This is a genomic window from Xanthomonas sacchari, assembly GCF_024266585.1.
Lineage (GTDB): Bacteria > Pseudomonadota > Gammaproteobacteria > Xanthomonadales > Xanthomonadaceae > Xanthomonas_A > Xanthomonas_A sacchari_C.
In genome coordinates, this window is sequence record NZ_CP100647.1 from 995971 (window position 1) to 1008110 (window position 12140).

Annotated in this window: 11 protein-coding genes; 7 read left to right on the forward strand and 4 right to left on the reverse strand. The window is 71.2% G+C overall.

Annotated elements, in window-relative coordinates:
- Nucleotides 1-77: 77 nt before the first annotated feature.
- The 4 genes from NKJ47_RS04095 to NKJ47_RS04110 all read left to right on the forward strand — a co-directional run bounded on the left by NKJ47_RS04095 (nt 78) and on the right by NKJ47_RS04110 (nt 4382).
- On the forward strand, nt 78-1100 hold the full coding sequence (locus NKJ47_RS04095) for a glycosyltransferase (RefSeq protein ID WP_429002517.1): 1023 nt from the start codon (nt 78-80) through the stop codon (nt 1098-1100).
- 54 nt (nt 1101-1154) lie between these two features.
- A complete protein-coding gene (locus NKJ47_RS04100; protein WP_254460263.1) occupies nt 1155-2429 on the forward strand; it encodes an O-antigen ligase family protein in 1275 nt (424 codons plus the stop codon).
- Between the two features lie 82 nt (nt 2430-2511).
- Nucleotides 2512-3345, forward strand: coding sequence for a glycosyltransferase family 2 protein (locus tag NKJ47_RS04105; protein WP_254460264.1), 834 nt, complete (start codon nt 2512-2514; stop codon nt 3343-3345).
- Nucleotides 3345-4382, forward strand: coding sequence for a CDP-glycerol glycerophosphotransferase family protein (locus NKJ47_RS04110; protein WP_254460265.1), 1038 nt, complete (start codon nt 3345-3347; stop codon nt 4380-4382). Before NKJ47_RS04105 ends, NKJ47_RS04110 begins: the two co-directional genes overlap by 1 nt.
- Nucleotides 4383-4389: 7 nt before the next feature.
- Here the strand turns inward: NKJ47_RS04110 and NKJ47_RS04115 are convergent, their stop codons facing one another.
- From NKJ47_RS04115 to ribA, 3 genes are all read right to left on the reverse strand, one after another.
- Complete coding sequence (locus tag NKJ47_RS04115; RefSeq protein ID WP_254460266.1) at nt 4390-5925, reverse strand: PH domain-containing protein; 1536 nt, start codon at nt 5923-5925, stop codon at nt 4390-4392.
- Nucleotides 5922-6455, reverse strand: coding sequence for a PH domain-containing protein (locus tag NKJ47_RS04120; RefSeq protein ID WP_254460267.1), 534 nt, complete (start codon nt 6453-6455; stop codon nt 5922-5924). The genes NKJ47_RS04115 and NKJ47_RS04120 overlap by 4 nt, the downstream gene beginning before the upstream one ends.
- Nucleotides 6456-6612: 157 nt before the next feature.
- The gene (gene ribA / locus NKJ47_RS04125; protein WP_254460268.1) at nt 6613-7737 is read right to left on the reverse strand and encodes a GTP cyclohydrolase II RibA; all 1125 of its coding nucleotides are present in this window, start codon (nt 7735-7737) and stop codon (nt 6613-6615) included.
- A gap of 290 nt (nt 7738-8027) precedes the next feature.
- On the opposite strand from ribA, the gene NKJ47_RS04130 reads away from it, so the two are divergent.
- Nucleotides 8028-8549, forward strand: a complete 522-nt coding sequence (locus NKJ47_RS04130; protein ID WP_254460269.1) for a GNAT family N-acetyltransferase — start codon at nt 8028-8030, stop codon at nt 8547-8549.
- Nucleotides 8550-8573: 24 nt separating this feature from the next.
- On the opposite strand, the gene NKJ47_RS04135 is transcribed toward NKJ47_RS04130, so the two are convergent.
- On the reverse strand, nt 8574-9488 hold the full coding sequence (locus tag NKJ47_RS04135; RefSeq protein WP_254460270.1) for a lauroyl acyltransferase: 915 nt from the start codon (nt 9486-9488) through the stop codon (nt 8574-8576).
- Nucleotides 9489-9668: 180 nt separating this feature from the next.
- Between NKJ47_RS04135 and dtd the strand changes: the two genes are divergently transcribed.
- Nucleotides 9669-10109: a D-aminoacyl-tRNA deacylase gene (gene dtd / locus NKJ47_RS04140; protein ID WP_254460271.1), complete on the forward strand. Its 441-nt coding sequence runs from the start codon at nt 9669-9671 to the stop codon at nt 10107-10109.
- Nucleotides 10110-10223: 114 nt separating this feature from the next.
- Entirely contained in the window at nt 10224-12080 is a 1857-nt protein-coding gene (gene rpoD, locus NKJ47_RS04145) for an RNA polymerase sigma factor RpoD (RefSeq protein ID WP_254460272.1), read from the forward strand.
- The last annotated feature ends 60 nt before the right edge of the window (nt 12081-12140 follow it).

The window sequence follows — 12140 nt, forward strand, 5'->3', positions numbered from 1 at the left end:
CGCGCAATGCGGTGGCGTGGCGCGGGTGCCGGTGGCGGCCAGTGTGCCGCGCGGGCCGGGGGGCACGCGTGCCGCGTCTGATCCGGGTCATCAGCCGCGACAACGGCGGCGGCCTCAGCCGCGACCTGCAGGTGGTCGCCGACCTGCTGCGCGACACCGGCAAGTACCGGATCGAGGTGCTGGGCTTCGGCACCGTGCGCTTGATCAATCGCCTGCGCGAACTGCGCTTGTTCCTGCGCAGCCTACTGTTCGGGCGCGCCGACCTGCAGATCTTCCTGGAGCGGGTGTATCCGCGCTGCCTGGGCAGCGGCCTGCGCAATGCCTTGATTCCCAACCCGGAGTGGTTCCGGCACAAGTGGCTGCGCTGCCTGCCGCGCTTTGCCCAGGTGCTGTGCAAGACCCGCCAGGCCGAGCAGCGGTTTTCCACGATGGCGCCGACCGCCTTCATCGGCTTTTGCAGCGACGATTGCTACCGTCCTGAGGTGCCGCGCGAACGCGCCTGCCTGCACGTGGCCGGGCGCAGTTCGGCCAAGGGCACGGCGCTGCTGCTGCAGACCTGGGCGCGGCACCCCGAGTGGCCACGGCTGACCGTGGTGCAGAGCGCGAAGAAGTCCCACCCGATCGAGGCCGAGAACATCGACTACCTGACCGGCTACCTGGACCAGCAGGAACTGCGGCGGCTGCAGAACGCGCACCGCTTCCATCTGTGCCCCTCCGAGGTGGAGGGCTTCGGCCACTACATCATGGAGGCGCTGAGCGTCGGCGCGGTGGTGATCACCACCAACGGTGCGCCGATGAACGAGCTGGTGAGCGCCGAGCGCGGCGTGCTGATCGACCCGGTCGGCGAGGGCCCGGACAATTACGGCGTGCGCTACCGGATCGAGGCCGCGGGCCTCGAACAGGCGATGGCGCAGGCACTGGCGTTGTCGCCGATGCAGTGCGATGCGCTGGGCACCGCCGCGCGCGGCTTCTTCGAGACGCGCCGGCGCGAGTTCGGCGAGCGCCTGCGCGCGGCCGTGGCCGACCTGCTCGGGGAGGTGCCGCCGCCGGTCCTGCCGGCCAGCCGCGGCGTCGATCGCGAGCAGGTCAGGCCGGGTTAGGGAAGTCCCCCGGATCATCGCCGACCAGCCCACCGCCACGGCCATTCCTCCTCGATGTCCCAGCCCATTGCGCCACGCCATGCCGTTTCCGCGTTCTCCCGCCAGTCCCTGGCCGAACGTGGCGCGGCGCTCGCGCTGCTGTGCCTGCCGGGGCTGGTGATCAGCATGCCCAGCGGCCTGCTGCCGTTCGGCCTGCTGCTGCTGGCGACCAGCCTGCTGGCACTGCCGCAACTGCGCCAGGCGGTGGCGCCGATGCAGCCGTCGCTGCGCTGGCTGTGGATCCTGGCGCTGCTGGTGATCGGGCTGTCGCTGTGCTCGGTGCTGTATTTCGGGCAGCCGCTGAAGGACATCGACAACCGTACCCGTTTCCTGGTGCTGCCGTGGGCGGCGCTGTGGACCTATGCGCTGCGGCCGCCGCAGCGCCTGCTGTGGTGGGGCGCGCTGCTCGGCATCCTTGCCGCCCTGGTGCTGGCCAGCGTGCAGGTGCTGCAGGGCCAGCCGCGCGCGGAGGGCTGGACCAACGCCATCGTGCTGGCCGACGTGGTGCTGATGCTGATGGTGCTGGCGGTGTTCTGCCGGCCGCGCGGGCAGTGGCCGTGGGCCGTGGCCGCGCTGGTGGCCGGCGGCATCGTCATCCTGCTCAGCGGCAGCCGCGGCGTGTGGCTGGGCGTGCTGTTGCTGCTGGTGGTCAGCGCCCTGTGCCTGCGCTGGCGCGACAGCGCGACGCGGCTGATGATCCTGGGCGCCTGCACCGCGCTGGCGGCGGTGCTGGTGCTGAGCGTGCCGGCGCTGACCAAGCAGACCCGCCTGGCCGAGCTGCACCACGACGTGCAGCGCTACGAGCGCGGCGACAGCGACTCCTCGGCCGGCGCGCGCATCGAGCGCCTGCAGGTGGCGGCGGCGACCTTCGTCGAGCACCCCGTGGCCGGGGTCGGCGTGGGCCGCTTCGACAACGCCATGCTGCGCCTGCCCGACTGCCGGAAGGGCTTCGTCGAGCGCTGCCACCTGGGCCACGCGCACAACGACCTGGCCGAGTGGAGCGCGACCCAGGGCCTGCCCGGCACCGTGCTGATCCTGATGGTGTACGGCGTGCCGCTGTGGCTGCTGCTGCGCCTGTACCGGCGCCGGCCGCAGCCGCATTTCCACGGCGCGGCGGCGGCCGGGATCATGGTGGTGGCGGCCTACGTGCTGTGCGGCATGACCCAGTCGATGTTCGCGCACCAGGTGAGCACCGGCTTCTACGTCGCCCTGGTCGGGGTGTTGATCGGGCTGGCCGCGCGCGAGGCGGTGCCGGCAGCGGGCGCTGAAGGCGCCGCGCGAAGCCGGTAGACTGCCGGTCCCGCATCGCCGGGCGGCGCGGCGCCTGGCGCCGGCCGCCGGCACCGTGCCTGACTTCCGGATACCGCGCGCCATGGCCGACGCCGCCGCGACCACCCTGCCGCTGAGCCTGGTGGTGATGACCTACAACGAGGCCGCCAACATCGCGCGCTGCCTGGACAGCGTGCCGTTCGCCGCCGACAAGCTGGTGGTGGACTGCGGCAGCACCGACGACACCTTGGCGATCGCCCGCGCGCACGGCGCGCGCGTGGTCGAGCAGGCCTGGCTGGGCTTCGGCCCGCAGCGCAACTTCGCCTCCACCCAGGCCGCGCACGACTGGATCCTGGTGCTGGACGCGGACGAGTTCCTGTCCGACGCGCTGCGCGCCGAGTGCCTGGCGCGGCTGCCGCAGTTGCTCGCCGAGGACCGCGTGGACGCGGTGTGGCTGCGCCGCAGCACCTGGTACATGGGCGCGCCGATGCGCTGGTACACCCCCATGGTCGGCGAGCGCCTGGCGCGGCTGTACCACCGCGGCCGCGCGCGCTGGAGCGATGCGCGGGTGCACGAATCGCTGCGCTTCGACGGCGCCAGCGCCGCGTTCGCGCCGCCGTTCAACCATCTGCACAACCCGACCCTGGTGCACAAGCAACTGAAGGTGCTGCGCTACGCCGAACTCAAGGCGCTCGGCTGGCGCGACAAGCGCAAGCCGGTGAGAATGTGGCAGAGCCCGTTCGTGTTCGCCGGCGCCTTCCTCAAGGACTATCTGCTGCGGCTGGCGTTCCTCGACGGCTGGCGCGGCTTCGTGGTGGCGCAGACCGCGGCCAGCTATGCGCTGTACAAGCGCATGCGCTACTACGAGATGCAGGTCAACCCGGCCTCGGTGGAGCAGGCGCGGGCGCAACTGCAACGGCACGATCTGGAGCACTGATGAGCAAGCACTATCTGCTGTACGGGTCCGAGCGTTATGCGCTGGCGATCCTGCGTCCGCTGCAGGCGGCGATCCGCGCGCGCGGCGACGAGGCGGCATGGTTCTTCGACGGCCCCGGTGCCGAGGATCTGACCGCCGACGAGCGCCATCTGGCCACGGTGGAAGAGGTGCTGGCGTGGAATCCGTACGCGGTGATCACCTCCAGCAACGCGGTGCCGCATTTCTTCCCGGGGGTGAAGGTCGAGACCTTCCATGGCTTCGACGCCGGCAAGCCGCGGCATATCTACGTGCGCGGTTTCTTCGACCTGTACTGCACTACCGGCCCGCGCGACACCGCGGCGTTCGGCGCGCTGGCGCGCAAGCTCGGCCACTTCGCGGTCAAGGAGACCGGCTTCCCCAAGATCGACCCGTTCATGCGCGAGATCGGCGCGGAACTGGCGCCGGTGCGGCAGCCGCCGGTGATCCTGTACCACTCCACGTTCTCGCCGTCGTGGAGCGCGGCCGGCATCCTCTACGACGAGGTCGCGCGGCTCTCGCGCAGCGGCGAATGGCGCTGGATCGTCACCTTCCATCCGAAGATGGACCCGGCGATGGTTGCCCGCTACCGCGCGCTGGAGAGCGAGTTCCTGCACTTCGCCGACAACGACAACATCCTGGAACTGTTCCCGCAGGTGGACATGATGTGCTCGGACACCTCGTCCGCGCTCAACGAATTCCTGCTCACCTACAAGCCGGTGGTGACCTTCAAGAACCGGCGTCCGGGCCCGCAGCTGATCGATATCGACGATCCGGCGCAGTTCGAGCCGGCGATCCGCCGCGCGCTGCAGCGGCCGCCGGAGCTGATGGCGGCGATCCGCGAATTTGCCGATGGCCTGCATCCCTACCGCGATGGCCAGTCCAGCGAGCGCGTGCTGCGCGCGATCGACGAGTTCGTCGCCGAGGGCGCGCGCAACCCGCGGCGCAAGCCGTGGAACCTGTGGCGCAAGCTGAAGATCCGCCGCCGCATCGGCTACTGGGGGCGCGGCGCGCGGCGCTGACGCGCGCTCACCAGCGCAGCCGCCGCTGCGCCAGCGCTTCGCCCAATTGCCGGTACAGCGCTCGCGCCTGCGCCTCCGGCAGCAGCCGCACGCGCAGCGGCGGTTCGCCGTGGCGGGCGCCGGCGGTGTCCAGCCACAGGGTCGCGGTGCCGCACAAGCGGTCCAGCGGCGAACGGCTCAGGTGCAGCGCCTGCAGCTTGTCCAGTTCGGCCAGCCGCCACCAGCGCCGCCACCAGCCGCCGCGCACCGCCACGTAGCGCGCGTCCAGCGCGTAGCCCATGCGCTGCGCCTGGCGCCAGGACTTGAACGCCGACCACGGCAACCACAGCAGGCCCAGCGCGGCCCAGGCGCCGAGCGAGGGCCACAATCCGGCGCACAGCAGCGGCACCAGCAGCAGCGCCGGTAGCGACAGCCGCCACCAGTAGCGCCCGGCGATACCGTGCCAGCGCGTAGGCGGCCAGGCGATCTGCGGCAGCAGCCGCTGCAGCAGCGCATCGCAGGCGGCCGGGGGGGCCAGCGGCACCAGTTCGGTCAATGCATGGTCGTGCCCGTGCCCGTGGTGCGACTGGATCACCGCGGTGTCGATGTGCAGGCTGCGCCGCCGCAGCAGCCGCTGCAGCACGCTCTCGTGCAGGGTCCAGGCCTGGATCCGGCGCCGCGCCACGCTGCTGCGCAGCCGCGTCAGCAGGCCGCGCTCCACGGTCAGCCGGCGCTCGCTCTCGCTCAGCCGGAAGCCGTGGTACTGCACCAGCGCCAGCCCCATCGACAACGCGCGCATCAGCAGCAACAGCGTCGCCAGCATCAGGGCGAAGGTCACCCCGCCGGCCATCCAGCCCAACTGCAGGTGCGTGGCGTAGCCGAACAGTTGCCGCCCGTAGTGCTCGATCGCGTTGGAGATCATGCGCTCGGGGAACAGGTGGTAGGTGGCGCCGAAGGCGGTGAGCAGCACCACCATGCCGCGGTTGGAGATCAGCCCCTGGCGCAGCACCTCGGCGGTGGGCAGCGCCAGCAGCAGCTCGCTGTCCGGCGCGGCGGGCGCGGCGTCGGTGTCGGTGGGGTCGGCAGGCTCGGCGGTGGGTGCGCGGTGGCGGATCTGCTGTTCCAGCGCCAGCGCCTGGTCCAGCCGCAGCACCCGCATCTGCGCCTCGGGCTTGGTGCCGCCGGCCGATTCCAGGCGTACCTCGGCCACGCCGAACAGCCGGTGCAGCAGCGACTGGTGCACCACCACGTTGTGGATGCGCGCGAACGGGATCTCGCGCAGGCTGCGTTCCAGCCAGCCGCTGCGGATGCTCAGGCTGTCGCGGCCGATGCGGTACTGGTAGGTGAGGTAGCGCAGCAGCGACACCGCCACCAGCGCGCTGCCGACCGCCAGCATCACCAAGTGATCGGCGTGATCGCGGTGGCCGTCGCGGCTGCCGAACACCAGCAGCGCCAGCAACGGCAGCAGGAAATGCTTGAGGTGCTGCAGCAGCACGAACAGCCACGACCACGGGTGCAGGCGCCGCACCGGCGTGGTGTGCTCGGCGTCGGCCAGGCCGCTCACAGCGCGTCGTCGTCGTGGTCGAGCTGGTGCGCCAGGCGTTCGCGCAGATGCTCGGCGTCGGCCTGGTCCAGGCCGGGCACGGCGACCGCGGTATGCCGGGTGCCGGCGGTGTGCACGACCAGGGTGGCCAGGCGCAGGGCGCGTTCCAGCGGGCCGCGGCGCAGGTCCAGGTGCTGCACGCGCGAGATCGGCACGTGCGTCTCGCTCTGCCACAGGCGGCCGCGGAACACGTCCAGGCCCTGCGCGTTCAGCCGCCAGCGGATGCGCCGGTGGCGGACGAACCCGATCCAGGCGCCGCACAGGCTGCCCAGCGCCGCCGCCGCGGCGCCCAGGGCCAACGCCTGCAGGCTGTGCAGGCTGAGGCCGACGATGGCGGCGGCGACCAGCAGGCTGAGCCCGAGCATGCAGCCGCCGCCGAGCGCGGCCAGCCAGGCGCCGCGCAACGGCAGCGGTTGCCAGTCCGCCGGCGGCCACAGCGCGGATGCCGGTGCGGCGGCGGGAGCGCTGGGCGCGGCGAGGGCGTCGTCCATGGGCGGCGGTGCGGTCACGTCGGGGTCTCGGGGCGAGTGCGCGGGCGCGCCGCGTGGCCTGCGATCCTAACGCGGCGATGGCGGGTGTGCGCTGTGCGCCGCGCGGTTCCCGCCTGAGCCGCAGGTGTGGCGTCGGGCGCCGTGCCGCGCCGGCGGCTCAGCGCGCCGCGCGCAGCAGCGCGTCCACGTCCAGCGCGTGGCCGGCCCGGGCCGCCTTGGTGCGCAGGTAGCCTTCGTTCTCGGCGGTGATCGTGCCGGTGACCGGGATCCGCTCGGTCACCTCGATGCCGGCCGCGCGCAGGCGCTCGGCCTTGTTCGGGTTGTTGGTGAGCAGGCGCACGCGGCGGATGCCGAGCCCGCGCAGCATCGCCACGGCGCTGCCGTAGCGGCGTTCGTCGGCGCCGAAGCCCAGTTGCGCGTCGGCGTCGATGGTGTCCAGGCCGTCGTGCTGGTAGCCGTAGGCGCGCATCTTGGTGGCGATGCCGGTGCCGCGGCCTTCCTGGTCCAGGTACAGCAGCACGCCACCGCCCAATGCCTTGAGCTTGGCCAGGCCATGCCGCAACTGGTCGCCGCAGTCGCACTTGAGCGAGCCGAACAGGTCGCCGGTGAGGCAGGAGGAATGCACGCGCACCGGTACCGGTGCGCCGAGGTCGGGCTGGCCGATCACGATCGCGACCTGGTCGCGCTGGGCCACGCCGCCGCGGAACACCACGAACTCGCCCGGCCCCAGGTCGCGCAGCGGCACCTGGGTGCGGGTGACCAGGGTGTAGCTGTCGGAGGCGGCGAGGGCGCAGCCGTGCTCCAGGTCGTCCAACTGCAGCGCCTGGCAACCCTGGAAGGCGCTGCTGTCCGCGCCCAGCTCGGCGGCGACCATCGCCGGCAGCAGCAGGCCCAGGCGGGCGATCTCGGCGGCGCCGGCATCGAGCGCGTCGCCGGGCTGCCAGTGCGCCGGTACCGGGCCGTCGCGCAGGTAGGCCAGCGCCGCCAGCGCGTCGTAGGACTGCCCGGCCAGGGCGATACGTGCGCCCTGCGGCGCCTCCAGGCCCAGCACCTGCGCGCGCGCCGGGGTCACGAACAGGTAGTGCCGCTGCCCGGTGGCCTGGGCGAAGCTGCGATAGGACGGCTCGGTGCTGCTGTCCAGCGCCATGACCGCGCGGACGTGGCCGGCGCGATCCTCGAGCAGCACCGGACGCCCGGCACGCAACTCCGATGCCGCGCGTTCGCTGCGGATCGCGGCAGGATCGCCGAAGGCGTGCGCGGAAGGGGCGGTGGGGCTGGTCATGCACGACTCCAGATGGGGGATCGGCGGCGCCGCTTCAAGGCTGCCGCGTCCGGTCGCGGCGGCACCGGCGCGGCGCCGGCAGGCGCGTTCGGCGCCCGGGCGCCATTGTCGCGCGCTTTGCCCGCCCCGCCAGCCTGCAGGCGATGGAACGCACTGTGCCCGGTCGCAGTGCGCCGCCGATGCAACCGGATGCGACGGCGGCGGCAGCGCTAGCGGCACGCGCGGGCGTGCACGCGCCGCCGGTTGCTTGCTACTGTGCCGCATCGCGTCCCCTCCGGCCCCCGCCCCGCATGCAGCTCGTCGATTGCACCGAACCGCGCCACGCCATGGCGATCCTGGAGATCTTCAACGACGCCATCGTCCATTCCACCGCCCTGTACGACTACCGGCCGCGCCCGCCGGAGAGCATGGCGGCCTGGTTCGCGACCAAACGGGCGGGTGACTTCCCGGTGCTGGGGCTGGAGGACGCCGACGGCACCCTGCTCGGCTTCGCCAGCTACGGCACCTTCCGCGCCTGGCCGGCGTTCAAGTACAGCGTCGAGCACTCGGTCTACGTGCACCGCGACCATCGCGGCCGCGGCGCGGGCCGGCGCCTGCTGCAGGCGCTGATCGACACCGCGCAAGCGCGCGGCGTGCACGTGCTGGTCGGCGGCATCGACGCCAGCAATGCCGGCAGCATCGCCCTGCACGAGCAGCTCGGCTTCGTGCATGCCGGCACCGTGCGCGAGGCCGGCTTCAAGTTCGGGCGCTGGCTGGACCTGGCGTTCTACCAGCGCATCCTCGCCGGCCCGGCGCAGCCGCACGACGATTAGCGCGGGGCTGTCCGGGCGAGCGCCCTAGTGCGGGTGGCGCTCGGTGGCGTAGGGATTGGGCTCGGCCGGGTCCGGGCGCAGGGTGTAGCGCTTGTAGGTCCACTGGTACTGCGCCGGGTCGCGCCGCGCTACCCGCTCCACGCCCTCGTTGAGCGCGGTGGCCGCGCGCAGCGGGTCCGCATCGGCGATCGCCGGCGGCGCCGGCTGCACGTGCAGGGCGAACTCCAGGTCGTTGCCGACGCGCTCGCACCAGGCGAACAGCACGGTCGCGCCGGTGCGCTCGGCCAGGCGGTTGACCAGGGTCATGGTCAGCGCCGGCACGCCGAAGAACGGCGCGAACACGCCGTCGCCGGCCTTGGGCTGCTGGTCGGGCAGGATGCCGACCGCGCCGCCGTCCTTGAGCGTCTTGAACAGCTGCCGCACCGCCGGCCCCTCGGCGCGCACCTGGCGCACCCGCTCGCCGCTGCGCACCCGTTGCAGGAAGGCGTCGCCGACCGCCGAGTCCGGCGCGCGGTAGACGATGGCGATGTCCCCGCGCGAGGCCAGCCACTGGTTGAGCAACTCCCAGTTGCCGAAATGCGGCGCGGCCACGATCACCCCGCGGCCGGCGGCCAGCGCCGCGTCGTACAGGTCCTGGCCGTGGCGCAGGCGCAGCCGCGCCAGGTTCCGTTCCGGCGGCCGGGTCCACAGCAGCAGGGTCTCGAAGGCCTGCCGCGCGGTCGAGCGCAGCACATCGCGCTGCAGGGCGATGCGCTCGCTGGGCAGCAGCTCCGGATAGGCCAGCTCCAGGTTGCGCCGGACCACCCGGCTCTCGCGCGCGTCCAGGCGCAGCCACAGCCCGGCCAGGGCGTCGGCCAGGCGGCGCAGCCACGGCCACGGCAGGCGCGCCACGGCGGCGGCGCAGCGGTACAGCAGGGAAGCGAGCGTCGCAGGTTTCATCGGCCCAGTTTATCCGCTCGGCGCGTCGGCCCCGCCCGACGGGCATCGCGGATCCCGTCAGCGGCATGCGATCCGGCTTCCCCAATCCAAGCGGTTCGGCGATGATCCTGCATGATCGCAGCCGTTCGCCAAGCGCGGGCGATCCCCAATCCCCAATCCCCAATCCCCAATCCCCGCCCTATGCTCTCGCTGATCCAACGCGTCACCCAGGCCTCGGTCAGCGTCGACGGCGAGGTCGTGGGCCGGATCGGCCCCGGCCTGCTGGCGCTGGTGGCGGTGGAGCCGGGCGACGACGAGGCCAAGCTGCGGCGCATGGCCGAGCGCCTGCTCGGCTACCGGGTGTTTTCGGACGACAACGGACGCATGAATCGCTCGCTGCGCGACACCGGCGGCGGCCTGCTGCTGGTCAGCCAGTTCACCCTGGCCGCCGATACCTGTTCGGGCATGCGGCCCAGCTTCACCACCGCCGCACCGCCGGCCGAGGCTGAACGCGGCTTCAACCGATTGCTGGAGCTGTGCCGTGCGCAGCACCCGCCGGGGGTGGAAAGCGGCCGCTTCGGTGCCCATATGGTCGTCAGCCTGGTCAACGACGGCCCGGTCACGTTTCTGCTCCGGCCGTAGACGCCGGCGCGTTCCTGGCGGAGCCGTTCAGGCTCCTCGTCCGGCAAGCGGCGGTCCGGGCTGTTATAATGCTAGGTTCACTCATTCACCTACCTGCCGGTGGCGCGAGCACTCATGGCCAACGAACGTCCTGCCCAGCAATCCGACATCAAGCAACTGATCAGCAAGGGCCTGGAACAGGGCTATCTGACCTACGCGGAAGTCAACGACCACCTTCCCGACGATCTGGTCGATCCCGAACAGATCGAAGACATCATCGGCATGATCAACGGCATGGGCATCGATGTCCATGAGGTTGCCCCCGATGCCGAAACCCTGTTGCTCAACGACGGCAACACCGGCAACCGCGAAGTCGACGACACCGCGGCCGAAGAAGCCGCTGCGGCGCTGACCGCGCTCGACACCGAGGGTGGCCGCACCACCGATCCGGTGCGCATGTACATGCGCGAGATGGGCACAGTAGAACTGCTGACCCGTGAAGGCGAGATCGCCATCGCCAAGCGCATCGAGGAAGGCCTCGGCCAGGTGCAGGCCGCGCTGGGCGCGTTCCCGCTGGCGGTGGAGACCCTGCTCGAGGATTACGAACAGCACAAGGAAGGCAAGAAGCGCCTGGCCGAGATCGTGGTCGGCTTCAACGACCTGATCGAGGAAGAGCCGGCGCCGGTGGTGGTCGCCGAAGACGACGGTGCCGGCGATGCCGATGCCGATGAGGACGACGACGACGTCGACACCGCCGAAGAGGACGCCGGCCCGACCGGTCCGGACCCGGCCGAGGTCGCGCGGCGCATGGAAGTGCTGGCCACCGAGTACGCCAAGTTCAAGAAGGCCCACGCCAAGAACGGCGCCGAGCACAAGCTGGTCACCAAGCTGCGCAACGACATCGCCGAGGTGTTCGTCACCCTGAAGCTGCCGCTGCCGCTGACCGACGTGCTGGTGCGCAAGCTGCGCGACACCATGGCCCAGGTCAAGGACCACGAGCGCCGCGTGCTGCATCTGGCCACCCACGTGGCGCGCATGCCGCGCAAGGACTTCATCCGGTCCTGGGAAGGCAACCAGACCAATGTGGCCTGGGTCGACGACGCGCTCAAGCGCAAGCAGAAGTGGTCTTCGGCGCTGCGCGACGTCAAGGACCAGATCATCGCCGAGCAGGAAGCCACCGTCGCGGTGGAGCAGGCCACCTACCTGAGCCTGGCCGAGCTGAAGGAAATCAGCCGCGCCATGGCCTATGGCGAAGCCAAGGCGCGCAAGGCCAAGAAGGAAATGGTCGAGGCCAACCTGCGCCTGGTGATCTCCATCGCCAAGAAGTACACCAACCGCGGCCTGCAGTTCCTCGACCTGATCCAGGAAGGCAACATCGGCCTGATGAAGGCGGTGGACAAGTTCGAGTACCGCCGCGGCTACAAGTTCTCGACCTACGCCACCTGGTGGATCCGCCAGGCGATCACCCGCTCGATCGCCGACCAGGCGCGCACCATCCGCATCCCGGTGCACATGATCGAGACGATCAACAAGTTGAACCGCATTTCCCGGCAGATGCTCCAGCAGTACGGCCGCGAGGCCACCCCGGAGGAGCTGGCCAAGGAAATGGACATGCCGGAGGACAAGATCCGCAAGGTGATGAAGATCGCCAAGGAGCCGATCTCGATGGAAACCCCGATCGGCGACGACGAGGATTCGCATCTGGGCGACTTCATCGAGGACACCAACGTGGAGTCCCCGATCGAGAACACCACCAACATCAACCTGTCCGAGACCGTGCGCGACGTGCTCGCCGGGCTGACCCCGCGGGAAGCCAAGGTGCTGCGCATGCGCTTCGGCATCGACATGAACACCGACCACACCCTCGAGGAAGTCGGCAAGCAGTTCGACGTGACCCGCGAGCGCATCCGCCAGATAGAGGCCAAGGCGTTGCGCAAGCTGCGTCACCCGAGCCGCTCGGAACAGCTGCGCAGCTTCCTCGACATCGACTGAGCGCGCGCGGTTCGCGGTCACGGAAAAGCCCCGCCAGGTGCGGGGCTTTTTTGTGGGTGC